Annotated in this window: 17 protein-coding genes; 12 read left to right on the top strand and 5 right to left on the bottom strand. The window is 75.4% G+C overall.

Annotated elements, in window-relative coordinates; all coding sequences use genetic code 11:
- Positions 1 to 59: 59 nt before the first annotated feature.
- Positions 60 to 1,724: a cytochrome bc complex cytochrome b subunit gene (locus tag ACIGO8_RS10710; RefSeq protein ID WP_399727142.1), complete on the top strand. Its 1,665-nt coding sequence runs from the start codon at positions 60 to 62 to the stop codon at positions 1,722 to 1,724.
- A 22-nt stretch (positions 1,725 to 1,746) separates the two neighbouring features.
- Here the strand turns inward: ACIGO8_RS10710 and ACIGO8_RS10705 are convergent, their stop codons facing one another.
- Both ACIGO8_RS10705 and ctaD read right to left on the bottom strand, forming a co-directional pair.
- A complete protein-coding gene (locus ACIGO8_RS10705; RefSeq protein ID WP_399727139.1) occupies positions 1,747 to 2,145 on the bottom strand; it encodes a cytochrome c oxidase subunit 4 in 399 nt (132 codons plus the stop codon).
- Positions 2,142 to 3,851, bottom strand: coding sequence for a cytochrome c oxidase subunit I (gene ctaD, locus ACIGO8_RS10700; RefSeq protein ID WP_399727136.1), 1,710 nt, complete (start codon positions 3,849 to 3,851; stop codon positions 2,142 to 2,144). The genes ACIGO8_RS10705 and ctaD overlap by 4 nt, the downstream gene beginning before the upstream one ends.
- A gap of 222 nt (positions 3,852 to 4,073) precedes the next feature.
- Here ctaD and ACIGO8_RS10695 point away from each other — a divergent pair, with 222 nt between their 5' ends.
- The gene (locus ACIGO8_RS10695) at positions 4,074 to 5,216 is read left to right on the top strand and encodes a glutamate--cysteine ligase (RefSeq protein WP_399727133.1); all 1,143 of its coding nucleotides are present in this window, start codon (positions 4,074 to 4,076) and stop codon (positions 5,214 to 5,216) included.
- On the opposite strand, the gene ACIGO8_RS10690 is transcribed toward ACIGO8_RS10695, so the two are convergent.
- The 3 genes from ACIGO8_RS10690 to ACIGO8_RS10680 form a co-directional block, all read right to left on the bottom strand.
- Complete coding sequence (locus ACIGO8_RS10690) at positions 5,188 to 5,904, bottom strand: 2OG-Fe dioxygenase family protein (RefSeq protein ID WP_399727130.1); 717 nt, start codon at positions 5,902 to 5,904, stop codon at positions 5,188 to 5,190. The two genes, ACIGO8_RS10695 and ACIGO8_RS10690, sit on opposite strands and share 29 nt — an antisense overlap.
- 384 nt (positions 5,905 to 6,288) lie before the next feature.
- On the bottom strand, positions 6,289 to 7,257 hold the full coding sequence (locus ACIGO8_RS10685) for an LLM class F420-dependent oxidoreductase (protein WP_399727127.1): 969 nt from the start codon (positions 7,255 to 7,257) through the stop codon (positions 6,289 to 6,291).
- 50 nt (positions 7,258 to 7,307) lie between these two features.
- Positions 7,308 to 9,608: a catalase gene (locus tag ACIGO8_RS10680; RefSeq protein ID WP_399727124.1), complete on the bottom strand. Its 2,301-nt coding sequence runs from the start codon at positions 9,606 to 9,608 to the stop codon at positions 7,308 to 7,310.
- Between the two features lie 466 nt (positions 9,609 to 10,074).
- Between ACIGO8_RS10680 and ACIGO8_RS10675 the strand changes: the two genes are divergently transcribed.
- The 10 genes from ACIGO8_RS10675 to ACIGO8_RS10630 all read left to right on the top strand — a co-directional run bounded on the left by ACIGO8_RS10675 (position 10,075) and on the right by ACIGO8_RS10630 (position 21,818).
- Entirely contained in the window at positions 10,075 to 11,037 is a 963-nt protein-coding gene (locus ACIGO8_RS10675) for an NAD-dependent epimerase/dehydratase family protein (protein ID WP_399727122.1), read from the top strand.
- Between the two features lie 168 nt (positions 11,038 to 11,205).
- Positions 11,206 to 12,909: a carbamoyltransferase gene (locus ACIGO8_RS10670; protein ID WP_399727119.1), complete on the top strand. Its 1,704-nt coding sequence runs from the start codon at positions 11,206 to 11,208 to the stop codon at positions 12,907 to 12,909.
- Entirely contained in the window at positions 12,897 to 13,994 is a 1,098-nt protein-coding gene (locus ACIGO8_RS10665; protein ID WP_399727116.1) for a glycosyltransferase family 2 protein, read from the top strand. Before ACIGO8_RS10670 ends, ACIGO8_RS10665 begins: the two co-directional genes overlap by 13 nt.
- On the top strand, positions 13,991 to 14,851 hold the full coding sequence (locus ACIGO8_RS10660; protein ID WP_399727114.1) for a D-glycero-alpha-D-manno-heptose-1,7-bisphosphate 7-phosphatase: 861 nt from the start codon (positions 13,991 to 13,993) through the stop codon (positions 14,849 to 14,851). The genes ACIGO8_RS10665 and ACIGO8_RS10660 overlap by 4 nt, the downstream gene beginning before the upstream one ends.
- Positions 14,848 to 15,933: a glycosyltransferase family 9 protein gene (locus ACIGO8_RS10655; RefSeq protein WP_399727112.1), complete on the top strand. Its 1,086-nt coding sequence runs from the start codon at positions 14,848 to 14,850 to the stop codon at positions 15,931 to 15,933. Before ACIGO8_RS10660 ends, ACIGO8_RS10655 begins: the two co-directional genes overlap by 4 nt.
- Positions 15,930 to 16,895, top strand: coding sequence for a glycosyltransferase (locus ACIGO8_RS10650; RefSeq protein WP_399727109.1), 966 nt, complete (start codon positions 15,930 to 15,932; stop codon positions 16,893 to 16,895). The genes ACIGO8_RS10655 and ACIGO8_RS10650 overlap by 4 nt, the downstream gene beginning before the upstream one ends.
- Positions 16,892 to 18,118 (top strand): glycosyltransferase, encoded by a 1,227-nt coding sequence (locus ACIGO8_RS10645; protein WP_399727106.1) that lies wholly within the window; start codon positions 16,892 to 16,894, stop codon positions 18,116 to 18,118. The genes ACIGO8_RS10650 and ACIGO8_RS10645 overlap by 4 nt, the downstream gene beginning before the upstream one ends.
- An 81-nt stretch (positions 18,119 to 18,199) precedes the next feature.
- The gene (locus tag ACIGO8_RS10640) at positions 18,200 to 18,859 is read left to right on the top strand and encodes an SIS domain-containing protein (protein ID WP_399727103.1); all 660 of its coding nucleotides are present in this window, start codon (positions 18,200 to 18,202) and stop codon (positions 18,857 to 18,859) included.
- Positions 18,856 to 20,757 carry a D-glycero-beta-D-manno-heptose 1-phosphate adenylyltransferase gene (rfaE2, locus tag ACIGO8_RS10635; RefSeq protein ID WP_399727101.1) on the top strand — a complete coding sequence of 634 codons (1,902 nt, stop codon included), beginning with the start codon at positions 18,856 to 18,858 and terminating at the stop codon, positions 20,755 to 20,757. The genes ACIGO8_RS10640 and rfaE2 overlap by 4 nt, the downstream gene beginning before the upstream one ends.
- Positions 20,754 to 21,818, top strand: a complete 1,065-nt coding sequence (locus ACIGO8_RS10630) for a glycosyltransferase family 9 protein (protein WP_399727098.1) — start codon at positions 20,754 to 20,756, stop codon at positions 21,816 to 21,818. The genes rfaE2 and ACIGO8_RS10630 overlap by 4 nt, the downstream gene beginning before the upstream one ends.
- Positions 21,819 to 21,820 lie beyond the last annotated feature (2 nt).

Genomic DNA, 21,820 nt, shown 5'->3' with positions numbered 1-21,820 from the left:
GGGCGACCGCCGTGGCGGCGGCGCGACGCGGGCAGCGGCGGGATCGTCAGGAGTCGTGCATGTCTCTTCGCAGGCGCAGGGAGCAGGGGCGTGCCCGGACCGGGGAGGCGGCCCTCCGCGCCTTCACCGCGGCCGACGGGCGGCTCCCGCTCGCGGAGCTAGCCCGGGTCGCCCTGCGCAAGGCGTTCCCCGACCACTGGTCGTTCCTGCTCGGTGAGCTCGCCCTGTACGCGTTCGTCGTCCTGCTGCTGACGGGCGTGTATCTGACGCTGTTCTTCGACCCGAGCATGGTGGAGAGCGCCTACACCGGCCCGTACGCGCCGCTGCGCGGGCAGCTGATGACCCAGGCGTACACCACGACCCTGCGCATCAGCTTCGAGGTGCGCGGCGGTCTGCTGATCCGTCAGGTGCACCACTGGGCGGCGCTGGTGTTCGTCGCCGCGCTCGCCGTGCACATGCTGCGGGTGTTCTTCACGGGAGCGTTCCGCAAGCCGCGGGAGGCGAACTGGGCGGTGGGCGTGTCGCTGTTCGTCCTCGCGCTCCTGGAGGGCTTCGCGGGCTACTCGCTGCCCGACGACCTGCTCTCCGGCACGGGGCTGCGGACGGCGGCCACGATCGTCGGCTCGGTCCCGGTGGTCGGCACCTACCTGGAGATGGCCCTCTTCGGCGGGCAGTTCCCCGGGCACGTGGTCATTCCGCGGCTGTACGTGCTCCACGTGCTGCTGGCGCCGGCGCTGCTGGTCGCGCTGCTGACCGTGCACCTGCTGCTCGTGTTCTATCTGAAGCACACCCACTGGGCGGTGCCGGGCCGGACCAACCGCAACGCGGTCGGCCAGCCGATGGTGCCGCAGTTCGTCACGAAGTCCACGGGCCTGTTCCTGCTGGTGTTCGCCACGCTGACGGTCCTGGCCGCCGTGGCGCAGGTCAATCCCGTGTGGAACTCAGGGCCTTACCGCGCCGACCAGGTGTCGGCCGGGTCCCAGCCGGACTGGTACGTGGGCTTCCTGGAGGGCGCGCTGCGGCTGATGCCCGCCTGGGACACGGTCGTCGCCGGGCACACGGTCATGTGGAACGTCCTGCTGCCCGCGCTCGTGCTGCCCGGCCTGCTGTTCACCGGGCTGCTGTGCTATCCGCTGATCGAGAAGTGGGCGACGGGCGACCACGACGAGCACCATCTGTGCGACCGGCCGCGCAACCGGCCGGTGCGCACCGGGCTCGGCGTGGCCGGCATCACCGCGTACGCCGTGCTGCTCCTTGCCGGCGGGAACGACGTCATCGCCTTCGTCTTCCGGATGTCGGTCGAGACGATCACCTGGGTGCTGCGGGTGGCGCTGGTCCTCGGCCCGCTCCTCGCCTTCGCGGTGACCCGGCGCGTCTGCCTCGCCCTGCAGGCGGCGGACCGCCGCAGACTGACCGAGGGCGAGGAGACCCGGCGGGTGCACCAGGCGGTGCACGGCGAGATCTCCGGGCGGCACCGCCCGGTCCCGCCGGCCGTCCGCTACCGGCTGCTGATGCGCGAGGAGCAGGAGCCGCTGGAGCTGCCGGAGCGGGGCCCGGTCCCGCGCCGCCTGCGGCTGCGGCTGCGGGCGGCGTTGAGCCGTTTCCTGCTCACCGACCGGGTCGAGCTGCCGGCCCGCGCCGAGGAGCGGGCTGCCGTCGCGGCGCGCACGGCTCCTCCCGCGAGGACCGCGCCGGAGGAGCCCGAGGACTCACGGACTGCGTAGGCCGTGTGCGGAAGGTCGGTGGTCAGCGCGGGTCGTCGTCCTCCGACGCGTACTGGAACACCAGGCCGCCGACGCCCGCCGCGAGGACGCCGAGGCCGAGCAGGGCGAGCCACAGGCCGTAGATCACACCGAGCGCGAGCACGGCCGCGCCGACGGCCGTGAGGACCGGCCAGCCGCTGTGCGGCGGGAACAGGTCGAGCAGCCCGGACCGCTCCCGTACCTCGCCGTCCGGGCGGTCCTCCGGCCGGTCACCGTTGACGCGGTGGTTGCGGGCGAAGAAGAAGCACACGAGCAGCGCCATGAGGAAGGCGACGGTCAGCGCGGCGGTGCCCGCCGGCTCCCGCGCCCACAGGCCGTAGAGCACGTCCACCGCCAGGAAGAACGCCGCCGTGCCGGCGAACACCACCGCCTCGGTCCTCACGGGAGCAGCTCCTCTCGCGGGGCCGGGCCGGGTGTCAGGCCCGGGTGGCGCAGGTCGAAGGCCGGCGAGTCGGACCGTACGCGGGGCAGCGCGAGGAAGTTGTGCCGCGGCGGCGGGCACGAGGTGGCCCATTCCAGCGACCGGCCGTAGCCCCACGGGTCGTCCACGCCGACCGGGCGGCCGCGGGCGCGGGTGCGCCAGACGTTGTAGAGGAACGGCAGCGTCGACAGGCCGAGGAGGAAGGCGCCGAGCGAGGAGACGGTGTTGAGGACGGTGAAGCCGTCGGCCGCCAGGTAGTCGGCGTAGCGCCGGGGCATGCCCTGCTCGCCGAGCCGGTGCTGGACGAGGAAGGTGGTCTGGAAGCCGGTGAAGAGCGTCCAGAAGTGGATTCTGCCGAGGCGCTCGTCGAGCATCCGGCCGGTCCATTTGGGCCACCAGAAGTAGAAGCCGCCGAACATGGCGAAGACCACCGTGCCGAACAGCACGTAATGCAGGTGGGCCACGATGAAGTAGCTGTCGGTGAGGTGCAGGTCGAGCGGCGGCGAGGCGATCAGGACGCCGCTGAGGCCGCCGAGCAGGAAGGTGACGAGGAAGCCGAACGCGAACAGCATCGGGGCCTCGAAGGAGAGGCTGCCGTGCCACATGGTGCCGATCCAGTTGAAGAACTTCACGCCCGTCGGCACGGCGATGAGGAACGACATGAGCGAGAAGAACGGCAGCAGGACGGCCCCGGTCGCGAACATGTGGTGGGCCCAGACGACGGCCGACAGCATGGTGATGCCGAGCGTCGCGCCCACCATGCCGAGGTACCCGAACATCGGCTTCCTGCTGAACACCGGGATGATCTCGGAGATCACGCCGAAGAACGGCAGCGCGACGATGTAGACCTCCGGGTGCCCGAAGAACCAGAACAGGTGCTGCCACAGCAGGGCGCCGCCGTTGGCCGGGTCGAAGACATGGGCGCCGAACGTGCGGTCCGCCTCCAGGGCGAGCAGCGCCGCGGTGAGCACGGGGAAGGCGAGCAGGGCGAGCACCGAGGTGAGGAGCACGTTCCAGGTGAAGATCGGCATCCGGAACATCGTCATGCCCGGGGCCCGCAGGGTCACGATGGTGGCGACGAAGTTGACCGAGGTGAGCGTCGTGCCCACGCCGGAGAGCACGAGGCCCATGGTCCACAGGTCGCCGCCGGCGCCGGGCGAGAAGACCGGTCCGTTCAGCGGCGCGTAGGCGAACCAGCCGAAGGAGGCGGCGCCGCCGGGGACCACGAATCCGGAGACGACCATCAGCCCGCCGAACAGGAAGAGCCAGTAGGTGAGGGCGTTGAGGCGGGGAAAGGCCACGTCGGGAGCGCCGATCTGGAGCGGCATGACGGCGTTGGCGAAGCCCGCGAACATCGGCGTGGCGAAGAGCAGCATCATCACGGTGCCGTGCACGGTGAACAGCTGGTTGTACTGCTCCGCGCTGACCAGCGACAGTCCGGGCCGGGCCAGCTCGGCGCGCATCAGCATCGCCAGGAGGCCGGCGAGCAGGAAGAAGCCGAACGCGGTGACCATGTAGAGGTAGCCGACCACCTTGTGGTCGGTCGTCGTCAGGATCGCCATGAGGCGGCCTCCCGACCGCACCCGCCGTTCCCTGCGCGCGGCCGCGGTCCGCGCCCCGGTCTTCGTCCCGGTCCCCGGAGCGGTCTCTCCGGCCGTCTCCCTCATGCGTCGTGCACCTCAGTGTGTCGGTCGGAAGGCCAGTGCACCGATCCTTCCGCCCGGCGCGTCCGCGCGCGGGGCGGCGGGCGGCGACGCGCTCGGAATTCACCGGCATGGCGCGGAGGTCACCGGGTAGTCGCCCGCGACAGGGTGACGGCACGCGCGGGACCGCCGGGCGCGCCGGGCGCACCGCGGGTGCGGGACGCCGTGAGACCGGGGAGGTGGCGGGTGACGGAGGTTCCCACTGTCGGCGTCGAGGAGGAGTACTTCCTCGTGGAGCCGGGTTCGGGGCGGATCGTCGACGCCGCCGCACGGGTGCTGGCCCGGGCCCGGGCGGAGGCGGACGCGGGTCCGGGGTCAGACCCGGGTGAGGCGCTGACCGGGGAGTTCACCCGCTGCCAGATCGAGAGCCGTACGGCGCCGTGCACGACGACGGCCGGGCTGCGCGCCGAGCTGCTCGCGGTGCGGCGGGCCGCGGCCCGTGCCGCGCACGCGGAGGGCCTGCGGCTGTGCGCGTCGGGCACACCGGTCCTCGGCGGGACCGAGCCCGCCGCCGTCGCGGACCATGAGCGGTACCGGGCGGGTCTGGCCCAGTACCGCTCGATGATGGACGACTTCGCGGTCTGCGCCCAGCACGTCCACGTCCACTGCCCGGACCGCGAGCACGCCGTCCTCGTCGGCAACCATCTGCGGCCCGTGCTGCCGGTCCTGATCGCCCTGGGCGCCAACTCGCCGTTCCACGCGGGCCTCGACACCGGCTACGCGAGCTGGCGCTCGGTCATCCGGCAGCGCTTCCCGTGCCTGGGGCCGCCGCCGTACGCGCGCTCGCTCGACGAGAGCGTGCGGCGGGCCGAGGCGATCGCGGCCACGGAGGCGATGCTCGCCCCGGCGATGCCGTTCTGGGACGTCCGCCCGAACCCGCGGCTGCCGACCGTGGAGGTCCGCTGCCCGGACGTCTGTGCCGATCTGGAGACCGCGGTCTGCCTGGCGGCGCTGGTCCGCGCCCTGGTGACGGACGCCCTCCGCGCGGTCACCCGCGGCGATCCGGGGCCACGGGTGGGCGCGGAGGAGCTGCGGGCCGCCTGCTGGAAGGCCGCCCGCGACGGTGTGACGGGCGACGCCCTCGACCTGGCCACGGGCCGGCTGGTGCCGTTCGCCGAGCACGTCCGCGCCCTCCTCGCGCGCCTGCGCGAACCGCTGGAGGCGGCGGGCGACCGGGAGACCGTCGAGGCCGGTGTACGGCGTCTCCTCGCGGGCGGCACCGGCGCCGGGGCGCAGCGTGCGGCGGCGCGCGAGGGCGGGCTGCCGGGCGTGGTGGGCCGGCTGGCGGCGGCGACGGAGGTCAGTCCGCTTCCGACTCGGCCAGCGTGATCACCAGGACGTCGCGGTGGGCGGGGCGGCCGGGGTCGCGCGGCCGGACCGGTGACACGCCGTGGAGGGTGCGCCGGTCGTCGCCGAGGAGCAGGGTGCCCGGCCGGTCCAGGACCGTGCGGAACATCGGGACGCCGTCCTCGTGGTAGACGGTGCTCTCACCGCCGTCCGCGTTCCCGCGGTCCACCAGGAGCGAGGAGACCAGGGTCACGCCGTCGCGGTGGACGCCCTCGGGCGTCGGCTCACCGGCCCGGCCGGCGGTCGCGACCACCCGGAAGGGATGGATCTTGGCCGTCCATTCGGGTGGGTCGGCGAGCACGGACGCCGCCTCGGCGAGCAGGGTCAGCAGGCCTCCGAGGAGCGGATCGGACGCGAAGGCGTCGGTGAGCGGCTCGAAGTGCCGCTCCTGTCCCACGTAGAGCGGGTTGCTGTCGCCCGGCTGCAGGAAGGCCTCGTGCGGCCGGGGCCGGCGCTCGCCGGTACGCCGCAGGCCGACGTGCCCGTAGCGGCGCAGGCGCACCGTTCCGGAGGAGCGCAGATACGGGTCGGGGACGAGCTCGTCCCAGTGGCGGTCGAACTCCGCCCACCGTTCGGGCGGGGTGCCGAGCCACCGGGAGGTCTCCTCGGGCGGGACGACGCAGGCTCCGGGGCCCGCCAGCTGCCGTGTGATGCGTTCGAGGTCGCTCATGCCGGGCGGGTGCCCGGCTCTCGGCGGGTCATGCGGCGCACCGGCTCAAGACAAGGAGCCGACCGCCGGAGAAGCCCGTGGTCGGGTGAGCCGACCGGAGGAGAAACCGGCCGCCGGAGAAGCCCATGGCTGGGTGAGCCGACCGCCGGAGAAATCGGCGGCAAGCCGGCGGGAGACATGCGTAGGGCCCGTCGCCCTGGGCAGTCGCCCGCACGGGTGCGCGCACCCGAAAAGCCGTCGCCCGGTCTCCCCCCTCCGGGCGGCGGCGCCGCGTGCGCGTCGGCCCGCCCGCCGTTCGCCGCCCCGGGCCTCGCCGCCCCGGACGACCTCGACGCCCCGAGCCTTTTTCGGCCCGGGGCGTCACAGCTCGCCTCACCGCTCGCCTCACCGCTCGCGGAGCGCGGGCAGGAGCGTGCTCTCCGCCCAGCGCAGGAACGGGAGTTGCTGGTCGCCGCCGATCTGCACGAGGGCGAGGTCGGTGAAGCCGGCCTCCTCGTACGCGGCGACGGCTTCGACGACCGCCGACGGGTCGTCGCCGCACGGGATCGCCTCGGCCACGTCCTCGGGCCGTACCTGCGCGGTGGCCTGGTCGAAGCTCTCGGGCAGCGGCAGTTCGGAGTTCACCCGCCAGCCGCCCAGCGACCAGCGGAACTGCTCGTGGGCGCGCTTGACCGCCGTGTCGCGGTCGGTGTCGTAGCAGATGGGGAGCTGTCCGATCCGGGGCTTGCCCGCGCCGCCGTGCCGGTCGAAGGCGTCGACCAGCTCGCTCTTGGGCTCGGTGGCGACGAGCAGGTCCGCGTGGCGCCCGGCGAGCGCGCAGGAGCGCGGACCCGAGACGGCGATCCCGATGGGCGGCGGCCGGTCGGGCAGGTCCCACAGCCGGGCGCCGTCCACCTGGAAGTGCTGCCCGTGCCGGGTCACGGTCCCGCCGTCGAACAGCGCCCGGATGATCTCGACGGCCTCCTCCAGCTTGTCGAGCCGGACGCGGGCGGAGGGCCAGCCCTCGCCGACGATGTGCTCGTTGAGGTTCTCGCCGGAGCCGAGGCCGAGCCGGAACCGGCCTTCGGACAGCAGCTGGAGGGTGGCCGCCTTCTGGGCGATCACGGCCGGGTGGTAGCGGAAGGTCGGGCAGGTGACGTAGGTCATCAGAGGGATGCGGGAGGTGGCCTGGGCGGCCGCTCCGAGCACGCTCCACGCGTACGGGGCGTGGCCCTGTTCCGCCAGCCAGGGGAAGGAGTGGTCGGAGACGACGGAGAAGTCGAATCCGACCCTTTCCGCCTCCACCACGTGTTCGACCAGCTCACGCGGGCCGGCCTGCTCGGTCATCATCGTGTATCCGATGTTCGTCGTCATGTGCCGCGCCTTGCCGCACACACCGCCATATAAACGGACGAGTCGGATATTCAGAGCGAGGCGGGGAACCGTTCCCAGACGCGGTGGCTGCCCAGCAGCTCGGTGAGCCCGCTGAACACCTCCGCCGCCTCGTCGCCGAGCACGACGCCGGGCGCGTCGGCCGGCAGCCGCGCCGCCTCCAGGGCGCGCGCCGCGTCCCGTACCGCTCCGACGGCCTTGCCGTGCCGGTACGCCTCGTCGAGCAGGCGCGCCACGCGGGGATCGACGGAACCGGCGTCCGCCGCGAGGTGACCGGCCTTGGCGTCGCGTGCTCCCTGCGCGTCCAGGCCGGGCGACGGGCAGACCGCCACGAACAGCGCGTCGAACTCGGTGGACCGGGCCGTGGCGAAGGTCCGCTGCACCTCGACCGGCGCGCCCGACCCGTCGAGCGTGCCGCCCGCCGGCGCGATGACGAGGGGCACGCAGCCGGCCCGCCGCGCGGCGGCGACGACCGTGCGGACGGCGTCCAGACCGGTGTCGCCGTCGGCGGCGACGATGCCGATCGTCCGCCCGTCCAGCGGCCAGGTGCCCCCGAGTTGGGACAGGGCCGGGCTGGGTTCGACGTCCGCGAAGGGCACGGTCGCCGCCGGGACGGGCAGGCCGAGTCCCGCCGCCACGCCCTCGCACAGCACGGGGTCGATGTTGGCGAGCACGGTCAGCGCCCGCTCCTTGACCGCCTTCTCGTAGCACTTGTTCAGCTCGAAGGTGTAGGCGGCGATGATGTGCTCGCGTTCGGTGGGCGTCATGCTCAGCCAGAACTGGCGGGGCTGGCCGAAGTGGTCGGAGAAGGACGCCGGGGCGGCGCGCTCCTTGGCGGCGGCCGGGACCTCGACGGGGCTCTCGATGTAGGCGCCGGTGTCCGCCCCGGCCAGGAAGGGGCAGCCGCCGTCGAGCGAGTTGGGCCGGTAGGGCGCGACGCCGGTGTGCACCGCGGTCTGGTGCATGCCGTCGCGGTGCATGTCGTTGACCGGCGCGTGCGGCCGGTTGACGGGCAGCTGGGCGAAGTTGGGGCCGCCGAGCCGGCTGATCTGGGTGTCGAGGTAGGAGAAGAGCCGGCCGGCGAGCAGCGGGTCGTCGGTGATGTCGATGCCGGGCACGAGGTGTCCGGGATGGAAGGCGACCTGTTCCGTCTCGGCGAAGAAGTTCTTGGGGTTGGCGTCGAGGGTGAGCATGCCGACGGGCTGTACGGGCGCCAGCTCCTCCGGCACGAACTTGGTGGGGTCGAGCAGGTCGATGCCTTCGAAGGTCTGCTCGGGCGTGTCGGGGAAGACCTGGATGCCGAGTTCCCACTGCGGGTAGGCGCCGGCCTCGATGGCGTCGTAGAGGTCGCGCCGGTGGAAGTCCGGATCCATGCCGCCGATGATCTGCGCCTCTTCCCAGACCAGCGAGTGCACGCCGAGCCGCGGCTTCCAGTGGAACTTGGCCAGGGTGGTGCCACCGTCCTCGGCGACCAGCCGGAAGGTGTGGACGCCGAAGCCCTCCATCATGCGGTAGGAGCGCGGGATGCCGCGGTCGGACATGTTCCACAGGGTGTGGTGGGTGGCCTCGGTGTGCAGCGTGACGAAGTCCCAGAAGGTGTCGTGGGCGCTCTGCGCCTGCGGTATCTCCCGGTCGGGATGCGGCTTTCCGGCATGGATGACGTCGGGGAACTTCAGGGCGTCCTGGATGAAGAAGACCGGGATGTTGTTGCCGACGAGGTCGAAGGTGCCCTCGTCGGTGTAGAACTTCGTCGCGAATCCGCGGGTGTCGCGCACGGTGTCGGCGGATCCGCGGGAGCCGAGGACGGTGGAGAAGCGCACGAAGACCGGGGTGTCCACGTCCTCGGCGAGGAAGGCGGCCCGGGTGAGCCCGCTCGCCGTCCCGTAGCTGCGGAAGACGCCGTGCGCGGCGGCGCCGCGGGCGTGCACGACCCGCTCCGGGATCCGCTCGTGGTCGAAGTGGGTGATCTTCTCGCGCAGATGGTGGTCCTGCAGCAGCGTCGGTCCGCGCCGGCCCGCCTTGAGCGAGTGGTCGCTCTCGTAGAGCCGGACGCCCTGAGCGGTCGTCAGGTACGCGCCGCTCTGGGCCGACCTCGCGGGGTCCTCGCCCGTCGCCTGTCCCGTGGGGCCCACCGTCTCGGGGCCGCTCTGGTCCGGCTTGGCCGGCGGCGGTCCGTGCGGGTCGGTGGGTTCCTCGAGCGTGGCCGGCCGGGCGCCGGGCCTTCCGGGCACCTGAGGGTCCCCGTGCCGGCCCTGGTCGCGGTCACGCTCCGTGTCCACGGCCTCGGCCGGCCGGTCCGGCCGCTCGGCCGGGGGCGGGGTCTGCGCTGTCATGAAGATCTCCTCTCGTTGGGCCGTTCGGGTCGGTCCTCACCGCGGACGACGTGCGCTCCGGATCGGTGCGCTCACGCTCGTCCGCCGCCGCGCGGTCCGTGCCCGGTCGGTACGACCGGCGTCGAACCGCGCTTACCCGGGACCCGGCCACCAAGTCACCTTTTCTGCTTTCCTTCGACTTTCTCCAGTTTTGGGAAAGCGCGCGCGTCTTCGTGAGGAGCGCTCCTCGGGGCGGATGACAGCCCGGCGGCCCACCGGGCCCTGCCGGTTCACGTCGGACTCGAGTGGCCGACCGTCCTCCTTCGGGAGAAGCTGAGGTCGCGATGCGCAGACCGCCCGCCCGGCCCGCCCGGCTCGGCCGGCTCGGGCGACGGCGGCCCCGGACCGCCCCTTCGGACCGCTCCTGACGCGAGCCCACCGGGAGCCCCGGCTCGCCTCTCCCCCACCTCTGCCGAGGAGATCACCCATGGCTATGTCCCGCGCACCCCACTGGGAACACGCCGTCGTGACCGGAGGCTCGGGTTTCGTGGGCTCGCACCTGTGCGCCGCGCTGCTCGCCGACGGCACGGAGGTGACCTGTGTCGACGACTTCAGCACCGGCCGGCGCGCGAACCTCACCGCACTCCTCGGCCGGCCCGGATTCCGCCTGCTGGAAGCCGACGTCCGCGTGCCGTTCACCGTGGACCGGCCGCCCGATCTGGTCCTCCACTTCGCCTCACCCGCCTCGCCCGCCGACTATCTGCGGCTGCCCGTCCACACGTTGGAGACCGGCAGCCTCGGCACCCGCAACGCGCTCGCCCTCGCCCACGCCCACGGCGCGCGCTTCGTCCTGGCGTCCACCTCGGAGGTCTACGGCGATCCCGAGGAGCATCCGCAGAACGAGCGGTACTGGGGCCATGTCAACCCCGTCGGGCCCCGGAGCGTGTACGACGAGGCGAAACGTTTCGGCGAGGCGCTGACCAGCGCCGCCGCGCGCGCCCGCGGTACGGACACGCTGATCGTGCGGCTCTTCAACACCTACGGACCGCGCATGCGCGGCTACGACGGCCGGGCCGTACCGACCTTCATCCGGCAGGCGCTCGCGGGAGAGCCGCTGACCGTCACCGGCGACGGCCTGCAGACCCGGTCGCTGTGCTACGTCGACGACACCGTGCGCGGCGTCCTCGCGGCCGCCGCGCACGGGATGCCGGGACCGGTGAACATCGGCAACCCGACCGAGATCACCATGCTCGACCTGGCCCGATGGATCGTGGAACTGACCGGATCCCGCTCCGACGTGCGCTTCGTCGAGCGTCCCATCGACGACCCGGCGGTGCGCTGCCCGGACATCACGCTCGCGCGCGACAAACTCCAGTGGCAGCCACGGGTCCAGGCCGAGGAGGGGCTGCGCCGGACGATCGACTGGTTCCGCTCCCAGGAAGCCGCCTGAGCGCGGTCCCCGCGCCCGTACCCGTATCCACGCCCCGTCCGTACCGGCATTCCGCGCTCCGTGTCCCTGTCCGTCTCCGCGCCCGTGCCCGTTCCCGGCCGGCCGTTTCAGCAGCGCCGCGGCGCCGTACCACCGCACCGCCTCCGTCCGACCACCGGAAGGCCTCCCATGCGAGTTCTCGGCATCAACGCCCTCTTCCACGATCCCGCCGCCGCGCTGGTCGTCGACGGCATCACCGTCGCCGCCGCGGAGGAAGAACGGCTCTCCCGGCGCAAACACGGCAAGCGGCCGGTGCCGTTCTCCGCCTGGGAACTGCCCGAGCAGGCCGCGCGCTGGTGCCTGGAGCGGGCCGGGCTGCGACCCGGCGACCTCGACCTGGTCGCCTACTCGTACGATCCCCAGCTCGCCAGGCCCGCCGACGAGATGGGCCTGGACGACCCGTGGGACAGCCTCCGCCAGGCGTACGCGCGCAGCGCCCCCGGCTTCCTGGCGACCGCGCTGCCCGGACTCGACCCCGCCGCCGTGCGGTTCGTCGGACACCACCTGGCGCACGCCGCCTCCGGCGCGTTCGCGGCCGAGGCCGCCGAGACGTCCTCGGTCCTGGTGCTCGACGGACGCGGCGAATGCGCCTCGCACCTGGCCGCCCGGCGCGTCGGCGACCACCTCGAACCGCTGCGCGCCCAACTCCTGCCCGACTCCCTCGGGTTGGTCTACGAGGAGCTGACCGACCACCTCGGGTTCCTGCGCTCCTCCGACGAGTTCAAGGTGATGGCGCTCGCCTCGCACGGCACGCCCCGCTTCGCGGACGAGATCCGCCGCTACGTCCACCCCACCGGCGACGGCGGCTTCCGGGCGCACGGCGTGCCCTGGGCGGAACTGTGCCCGCGGCGCGCGGCCGACGAGCAGTGGACCGCGGCGCACGCCGACCTGGCCGCGAGCGCCCAGACCGTCCTCGAGGAGACCCTCCTCGACCTGGCGCGCTGGCTGCACGGCCAGACCCACGACGACGTCCTCACGCTCGCCGGCGGCGTCGCCCTCAACTGCGTGGCCAACTCCTTCCTCGCCCGCGAAGGCCCCTTCTCCCGCGTCTGGGTGCAGCCGGCCGCCGGCGACGCCGGAACGGCCCTCGGCGGGGCCCTGCTGCTGTCCGCGGAGGCGGGCGAGCGGCCCGCGCCGATGCCGGGCGCGGCGCTCGGCCGCGAGTGGACGGACGACGAGCTCGCCGGACGGCTCAAGACGGCCGCCGTGCCCTTCGAACGCCCGCCGGACATCGCGGTGCTCGTCGCGGAGACACTGGCCGCCAACGGTGTGGTGGCGTGGTTCCAGGGCCGCTCGGAGTACGGCCCGCGGGCCCTCGGCCACCGCTCGCTGCTGGCCCACCCGGGCCACGCCGGGAACCTGGAACGGCTCAACGACATCAAGGGACGCGAGCAGTTCCGGCCGGTGGCGCCCATGGTGCTGGTGGAACGCTCCGCCGACATCTTCGACGGGCCGCTGCCGAGCCCGTACATGCTGTTCGTGCACGACGTGGACCCGGCCTGGCGCGAGCGCATCCCGGCCGTCGTGCACGTCGACGGCACCGCGCGGATCCAGACCGTCGACCGGCGCCACGAGCCGCTCGTGGCCCGCATGCTGGAGGAGTTCGAACGGCTCACCGGGCTGCCCGTGGTCGTCAACACCAGCCTCAACACCGCCGGCCGGCCCATGGTCGACGACCCGCGTGACGCCTTGGAGTGCTTCGGCTCCACACCGGTCGACCTGCTCGCCATCGGGCCGTTCGCCGTCCGCCGCGCCGACATGTTCCGCGCCACCGCGAACGGATGGCACGACGGGGCCGGCGAGGCCCCCGGCGAGGACAGGTGCGTCCGGTGAACGGCCGCCCCGAGGACACGCGTTACGCGGTCGTCGTGCCCACCGTCGGCCGGCCGAGCCTCTACCGGTGCCTGGAGGCCCTCGCGGACTCCCTGGCCCGCGCCGGCGCCGGCCGGCGGCCCGAGCGGGTGGTCCTGGTGCACGACCGGCCGGCTCCCGGTGGCGGCGTGCCGGACCTGCCGGTGCCCGAGGCCCTGCGCGACGTCACCCTCGTCGTGCCGGGACGGGCCCGCGGTCCCGCCGCCGCGCGGAACACCGGCGCGGGCGTGGCGGCCGAGGACGCGGTGCCCTGGCTCGTCTTCCTCGACGACGACGTCGTACCGTCCGCGCACTGGGCCGAGGACCTCGCCCACGACCTGGCGGGAGCCTCGCCCACCACGGCCGCCGTGGCGGCCCGGATCGAGGTGCCGCTGCCCGAGGGCCGGAGCCCCACCGACGGCGAGCGGAACACCGCCGCGCTGGCCACCGCGCGGTGGATCACCGCCGACATGGCCGTGCGGTGGGAGGCCTTCCAGGCCGCGGGCGGCTTCGACGAACGCTTCCGCCGCGCCTTCCGGGAGGACGCCGACCTCGCCCTGCGACTGACGGCCGGCGGCTGGACGATCGACGACGGGCGCCGGCGCACCGCGCACCCGCCCCGGGACGCGGACCGGTGGATCTCGCTCCGCCAGCAGGCGGGCAACGGCGACGACGTCCTGATGCGCCGCCTGCACGGACCCGACTGGCGCGAGCGGGCCGCCGCCCCGCCCGGGCGGCTGTCCCGCCACCGCGCCGTCACGGCCGCCGGCGCCGCCGCGCTCGGCTGCGCCCTGGCCGGCCGGCGCCGGGCCGCCGCGGTGTGCGGCGCGCTGTGGTGCGCCGGGACGGCCGAGTTCGCCCTGGCCCGGATCCTGCCGGGTCCACGGTCCCGCGCGGAGGTGGCCGACATGATCCTCACGAGTACGGCCATCCCGCCCGCCGCCACCTGGCACTGGCTGCGCGGTCTCCTCGCGCACCGGGCGGAACGGCCCCGCGGGCCGGCACGTCCGCCGGCCGCCGGAGCCGCGCCGGCGTCGGCGGCCGGACGCCGGGAGGCGGTGTCATGACCGCCGCCGGCCGCGCCGCACGGCCCGCCGCGCCCTGGCTGTTCGCCGGACGCCCGGGCGCGGTGGCGCCCACGGTACGGCGCGCGGCCGACGGGCCGGTGCGGGACGGGGTGCCGGACGCGGTGCCGGACGCGGTGCTGTTCGACCGGGACGGGACCCTGATCGTCGACGTGCCCTACAACGGCGACCCGCGCCGGGTGGTCCCCGTCCCCGACGCCGCCGAGGCCCTCGCCCTGCTGCGGTCCGCCGGAGTGGCCGTGGGTGTGGTCAGCAACCAGTCCGGTGTGGCCCGCGGGCTGCTGACGCGCCGCCAGGTGGCGGCCGTGCGGCGGCGCGTCGACCGGCTGCTCGGGCCCTTCGACGTCTGGGCCGTGTGCCCGCACGGCCCGGAGGACGGCTGCGACTGCCGCAAACCGGCGCCCGGTCTGGTGCTCGCGGCCTGCGCCCGGCTGGGCGCCCGGCCCTCCCGTACCGTCGTGATCGGCGACATCGGCAGCGACATGTCCGCCGCCCGGGCGGCGGGCGCCCACGGCGTCCTCGTCCCGACTCCCGCCACGCTCCCGCCCGAGATCGCCGATGCCCCCCGCACCGCCCCGAACCTGACCACGGCGGTCCGCATCGCCCTCACCACCTCCTGGCCCCCCGATCCGCCGACACCCGACCCGAACCTGCCGCCGGCCGAGGGGCCGGCCGCAGGTGCCGAGCGGGGCGCGTGGGACGCGGGCGAGCGCCTGCCGGCCGGCGCGGGAGCCAACCGCGGCGCGGACCCGGGCAAGAGCCTGCCGGCCGGCGCGGGCCGGGACGCGGGCGGTGTCCGACCCGGTGGCAGGGCCGGTGGCCGAGGCGGTGGCCCGTGAGTGCCCGGCCGCGCACGCTCGTCGTGCGGCTCGACAGTGCCGGGGACGTGCTCCTGGCCGGGCCCGTGGTGCGGGCGGTGGCGGCGGGCTCGTCCTGGACGGCGGTGCTGTGCGGGCCCCAGGGCGCCCCGGCCGCGCGGTTGCTGCCGGGCGTGGACGACGTCCTCGTGCACGAGGCGCCGTGGGTCGGGCTCGAACCGCCGCCGGTCTCGCCGCGGGACTGCCTGCGGCTGGTCAGGGCGGTGACGGCCGGCCGCTTCGACCGGGCACTCGTCCTGGTCTCGTACCACCAGAGCCCGCTGCCGGTCGCGCTGCTGCTGCGGCTGGCCGGAGTGGACTGGATCGGCGCGGACTGCGAGGACTACCCCGGCGCGCTGCTCGACCTGCGGCACCGGCGCGCGCCCGGCCGGCACGAGGTCGAGGCGGGTCTCGACCTGGCCCGGGCGGCCGGTTTCGGGCTGCCGGCCGGGGACGACGGCGGGCTGCGGGCCGGGCCGCTGCCGGACACGGCCCGGCTGACCGGCACCGCCCCCTATGTCGTGGTGCACCCGGGAGCGGCGGTGCCGGCCCGGGCCTGGAGCCCGCCCCGCGCGGCCCGGGCGGTGGCCGCATTGCACGCGGCGGGCCACCGGGTCGTGGTCACCGGTTCGGCGTCGGAGCGATGGCTGACCGCGCTCGTGGCCGGCCGCTACGGCCTGGACCTCGGCGGCGAGACGTCTGGACTCGGTGACCTGGCGGGCGTCCTCGCCGGGGCCGGCGCCGTCGTGACGGGCAACACAGGGCCCGCGCATCTGGCGGCGGCCGTACGGACGCCGGTGGTGTGCCTGTTCGCGCCGGTGGTCCCGGCGGAGCGCTGGCGCCCGTACGGCGTCCCGCACGTGCTGCTCGGCGACCAGAACGCGCCCTGCGCGGGAAGCCGCGCCCGGGTCTGCCCCGTACCGGGACACCCGTGTCTCGACGGGATCCACGACGCCGCGGTGGTGGAGGCGGTGGCCTCGCTGCTGCCGCCCGCCGCACCGGCCCCGGAGTTCCGCCCCGCCGCCGCGGTGGCGACGGGAGCGATCGGAGGGACGACCGCATGAACATCCTGCTGTGGCACGTCCACGGATCCTGGACGACGGCCTTCGTCCAGGGCCCGCACACCTATCTGGTCCCGGTCACGCCCGACCGCGGACCGGACGGGCGGGGCAGGGCGCAGACGTTCACCTGGCCGGTCTCGGTCCAGGAGGTGCCGCCGGAGCGGCTCCGTGACGCGCCGGTCGACCTCGTCGTGCTGCAACGTCCGCACGAGGAGGCGCTCGCCACCGAGTGGCTGGGCGGCCGCCGGCCGGGCCGGGACGTGCCGGCCGTGTACGTGGAGCACAACACGCCCCGCGCCGACGTGCCGTTGACCCGGCATCCGACGGCCGACCGCGCCGACCTGACGCTCGTGCACGTCACGCATTTCAACCGGCTCCTGTGGGACAACGGCAGCACCCGGACGGCCGTCGTCGAACACGGCGTCGTCGACCCGGGCCACCGCTACACCGGCGGCCTCCCACGCGCCGCCGTGGTGATCAACGAACCGGTGCGGCGTGGCCGGTTCGTCGGTACGGACCTGCTGCCCGGCCTCGCCGCCGCGACGCCCCTGGACGTCTTCGGCATGCGCACGGAGGGCCTCGCCGCGCACCTGGGACTGCCCGAGGACCGCTGCCGTACGGCGGACCTCCCTCAGGCCCGGCTGCACGCGGCCATGGCGCAGCGCCGCTTCTATCTGCACCCGATCCGCTGGACGTCGCTCGGCCTCTCCCTGATCGAGGCGATGATGCTCGGCATGCCCGTGGTGGTGCTCGCCACCACCGAGGCCGCCGAGGCCGTCCCGGCCGGCGCCGGAATCCTCTCCACCCGTCCGGAGGTGCTGGCCCGCGCCGCCCGGCACTATCTCGCCGAACCCGCCGCGGCCGCCGCGGACGGCAACCGGGCCCGTCAGGCGGCCCTCGACCACTACGGTCTCAAGCGCTTCCTCGCCGACTGGGAGCGCCTCACCGCGGAGGCATGCTCATGACCAGCCCGCTCACCGTCGCGCTCGTCTCCGAGCACGCGAGCCCGCTCGCCACCCTCGGCGGCGTCGACGCCGGAGGCCAGAACGTCCACGTCGCCCAGCTCGCCGGGGCGCTCGCCGACCGCGGCCACCGGGTCGTCGTCTACACCCGGCGCGACGACGCCGCCCTGCCGGTGACGGTGCCGCTGCGGCCCGGTGTCCTCGTCCACCACGTGCCCGCCGGGCCGGCCGAACATCTGCCGAAGGACCATCTCCTGCCGCACATGCGGCCGTTCGCGCGCTACCTCGCCGACCGGTGGCGCGAGGACCGGCCCGACGTGGTGCACGCGCACTTCTGGATGTCGGGACTGGCCGGCCTGTGGGCCACGGAGCGCACCGGCACGCCGTTCCTGCACACGTATCACGCGCTCGGCTCGGTCAAGCGGCGCCACCTGGGCGCGGCGGACACCAGCCCGCCGAGCCGCGTCAGCTGCGAGACCCAGGTGGGCCTCGGCTGCGACCGCGTCGTCGCCACCTGCCGGGACGAGGTCGAGGAACTGGCCGCCATGGGCATCCCGCGGGCCAAGGCCGACATCGTGCCCTGCGGAGTCGACCCCGCCTTCTTCCGCCCGGACGGGCCCGTCGCCCACCGCGGGCCGTTCCGGCACCGGCTGCTGCACCTGGGCCGGCTGGTCGCGCGCAAGGGAGCCGCGGTCTCCGTCGCCGCGCTCGTACGACTGCCCGACGCCGAACTCGTCGTCGCGGGCGGTCCGCCGCCCGGTGACCTCGCGGCGGACCCGGAGGTGCGGCGGCTGCGGACCTTCGCCGAGGAACTGGGCGTCGCCGACCGGGTCTTCTTCACCGGCGCGGTGCCGCGGCCCGTGGTGCCGGCGCTGATACGGAGCGCCGACGTCGTCCTGTGCCCGGCGGACTACGAGCCGTTCGGGATCGTGCCGCTGGAGGCCATGGCCTGCGGCCGGCCCGTCGTGGCGAGCGCCGTCGGCGGCCAGCTGGACTCGGTCGACCACGGAGTGACCGGGCTGCACGTGCCGCCCGGCGACCCTCGGCTGCTCGCCGCCGCGGCCCGGCTGCTCCTCGCCGACCCGGCCTTGCGCGCGCGGTACGGCAGGGCAGGGCGGCGCCGGGTGCTCGCACGGTTCTCGTGGGCACGGGTGGCCGGGGCCACGGAGGACTCCTACCGCGCCGTCCTCGCCGCCCACGCGCCGCTGGCGGCCGGAGCGCGCTGACCCGCGGACCGGCCCGCCCCGCCGGGGCCGGCCGGCGAACCGGTCGCACGACGCAGAGACAGACGAAGGAGCCCACCCGTCATGAACGAATCCCGTACCTACGAGGAGGCACGGCGGCACTGCCGGTCCCTGTGCCGCGCGGTCGACGACCTCGACGGCGCGGAACTGGCGCGGCTGGCCCGCTGGGGCCGCCATCTCGCGGGCGTGCTCACCGAGGGCGGCCGCCTGTTGGTCGCCGGAAACGGCGGCAGCGCCGCCGAGGCCCAGCACCTGACCGCCGAACTCGTGGGCCGCTACCGCGAGGAGCGCCCCGCCTTCTCCGCCCTGGCGCTGCACGCCGAGACGTCGAGCGTGACGGCCATCGGCAACGACTACGGCTACGAGCAGGTCTTCGCCCGGCAGGTGGCCGCCCACGGCCGGGCCGGCGACGTGCTGATGCTGCTGTCGACGTCGGGCCGCAGCGCGAACCTGCTGTCCGCCGCCATGACGGCCCGGTCCCGTGACGTGGACGTGTGGGCGCTGACCGGACCGGCGCCCAATCCGCTGGCCGAGGCGGCCGACGACGCCGTGTGCGTGACCGGCCCGACCACCGCGACCGTGCAGGAGGCGCACCTGGTGGTCGTGCACCTGCTGTGCGAGTTCTTCGACGCGGCGCTCGCCGGCACGGAGACGGGCGGCACGGCCTCCGGCCGGTCCGCCTACGACGGCGTGCCGTCCGCCCTTCTCGGAGGGACGCCGTGAACCGCGGCCCGCTGGTCGTCGTGGGCGACCTCCTGCTCGACGAGGACGTCGAGGGCGAGGCCGGCCGCCTGGCGCCGGACGCGCCGGTGCCCGTCGTCGACGTGACGCGGGTACGGCGGCGGCCGGGCGGGGCCGGGCTCGCCGCGCTCCTCGCGGCGGAGGCCGGTGCGGAGGTGGTCCTGGTGACCGCGCTCGGCACGGACGCCGCCGGCGACGCGGCGCGGCGGGCGCTCGGCGACCGGGTCCGGATCGTCGCCCTGCCGCTGGACGGCACCCTCCCGGTCAAGACCCGCGTCCTGGCGGGCGGCCGGCCGCTGGTCCGCCTGGACCGGGGCGGCGGCCGCCCGGGCCGGCCCGGTGCCGATGCCCTCGCCGCCCTGCGGGCCGCCCGCGCCGTCCTGGTCTCCGACTACGGCCGGGGCACCGCCGACGTGCTGCGCGAGGCGCTGACCGAGGCCGCCGCCCGGGTGCCGCTGGTCTGGGACCCGCACCCGCGCGGCGGGCCGCCGGTCCCGGGCACCTGCCTGGCCACGCCCAACGCGAAGGAGGCCGCGGCCTTCGCTCCCGAGCCGCCCTCCGCTTCCGCCTCGGAGGCGGTGTCCGGCGACCCGAGGAACCCGGCGCACGGCGCCCGGACGGGCAGTCCGGGAGACCTGCCCCGCGAGTCGATCCCAGGTGACCTGCTCTCGTACGGCCTCTCACCGGCCGACACCACCGCCGCGGACCCGGCGGCCGGCGAGCCAGGGACCCCGGCCTACGGCGCCGAACCCGGCGCCCCGGACGACCTGCCCCGCGAACCGATGCCGGACGCCCCGCTCCCGTACGGCCCCGCACCGACCGACACCACCGCCGCCGCCGACTCGCTGACCAGCGAGCCAGGGACACCGACCTACGGTGTCGACCCCGGCGCCCCGGGCACCCCGTTCCCGTACGAACTTGCGCCGACACCGTCGTACGGCCCCGCACCGGCCTCCACCCCCGCCGCCGGCCCGGCCGCCGGCGAGCCGAGGAATCCGGCGCACGGCGTCGCACCGGACGCACCCGTCCCGGCCGGCGACATCGCCTCCTCCCCCGCCGCCTCCTCGCTGCGCGTGCACGCGGAGCGGGGCGCGGCGCTCGCCCGGGGCTGGCGGGCCACGTACGTGGCCGTCACGCTCGGGGCGGACGGTGCGCTGCTGACGCGGGCCGGGTCGGCGGCTCCGCTGCTGGTGCCGGCGGTGCAGGCCGGCGGGGGCGACCCGTGCGGGGCCGGGGACTGCTTCGCCGCGGCCGTGACCGTGGCGCTCGCCGACGGCGCGCTGCCGGCGGAGGCGGTGGAGCGGGGCGTGGCGCAGGCGGCCGCGTTCGTGGCGGCGGGCGGCGCCGCGGCGGTGCCGGACGCCTCGGCCGGCCGGCGGCCCGCCGGGTCGCGGGACCGCGCGCCCGACGCCTTCGCGCTGGCCCGCGCCGTGCGGTCCCGTGGCGGCACGGTGGTCGCGACCGGCGGCTGCTTCGATCTGCTGCACGCCGGCCATGTGGGCCTCCTGGAGCGGGCCGGCCGGATCGGTGACTGCCTGATCGTGTGCGTCAACTCCGACGCCTCGCTGGCCCGCCTGAAGGGTCCGGGCCGGCCACTGACCCCGCTCGCGGACCGGATGCGGGTCCTCGCGGCCCTGGGCAGCGTCGACGCGGTCGTCTCCTTCGACGAGGACACTCCCGAACGCCTCCTCGCCCGGCTGCGGCCGGACGTGTGGGTGAAGGGCGGCGACTACTCGGCGGACGGCCTGCCGGAGACGGAGGTCCTGCGCCGCTGGGGCGGCCAGACCGTCGTCCTTCCCTACCTCGACGGCCGCTCCACCACCTCGCTCGCCGACCGCGCGGCCCGGGCCGCCGCCGCGATCCGCGGAGCCGCCCGATGACCGGCGCCGCGGGGCGTCCCGCGCTGCTGGTGCTGCGGGCGCTGGGCCTCGGTGACCTGCTCGCGGGCGTTCCGGCGCTGCGGGCGCTGCGGCGCGGCTTCCCGGACCACGAGCTGGTGCTGGCCGCGCCGCGCGAGCTCGGGCCGCCGGCGGCGCTGACGGGATGCGTGGACCGGCTGCTGCCCGCCGCGGGGCGGGACCGGGCCGTTCCCGACGCGCTGCCGCGCGCCGCCCGCCGCCCGCGGCTCGCGGTCAACCTGCACGGCCGGGGCCCGGCGAGCCACCACCTGCTGCTGGGCGTCGAACCGGAGGAGCTGTGGGGCTTCCGGCATCCGTCCGTGCCCGAGGTGGCGGGCCCTGCGTGGACGCCGTACGAGCACGAGCGGACGCGTTGGTGCCGGCTGCTGCGCTGGTACGGGCTCACGGCCGACCCGGACGACGTCCGCATCGCACCGCCCGCCGGGCCGGGCCGCCCGCCGTGGCCGGGCGCGGTGGTGCTGCATCCCGGGGCCCAGGCCGCCGCCCGGCGGTGGCCGGTGGAACGCTTCGCCGCCGTGGCGCGTGAGGTCGGCGCCGCGGGCCACGAGGTGGTGGTCACGGCGGGCCCGGGTGAGGAGCGGTCGGCCCGGGCGGTGGCGGAGTCGGCGGGCCTGCCACCGTCGGCGGTGCTGGGCGGCGACGGCGGTGGGGTCCCGTTCGGCGAGCTGTGCGCGCTGATCGGCGCCGCGCGCTGCGTGGTGGTGGGAGACACCGGCCTGGCCCATCTGGCGACCGCCCTGGGCACGCCGTCCGTGGTGCTGTTCGGCCCGGTCTCGCCGGAGCTGTGGGGCCCGCCGCCCGGCGGGCGTCACATCGCGCTGTGGCATCCCGGCGCCGACCGGGACCGCGGGCCCTCCGGCGCCCGGCGCGCCGCCACGAGCCGCCCGGGTGATCCCCACGCCGGTCGCCCCGACCCGCGTCTGCTGCGGATCACGGTCGACGAGGTGGTCTCGGCCGTGTTCACGGCTGTCGCGGAGCCCGGCCGGCCCGGCCGGCTGCCCGCGAAGGTGGCGGGCCCGTGAAG

The organism is Streptomyces sp. NPDC053493, assembly GCF_044544825.1.
Taxonomy (GTDB): domain Bacteria; phylum Actinomycetota; class Actinomycetes; order Streptomycetales; family Streptomycetaceae; genus Streptomyces.
Note: the sequence above shows the minus strand (reverse complement) of the source record. Positions and strands in the feature narration are given on the sequence as shown.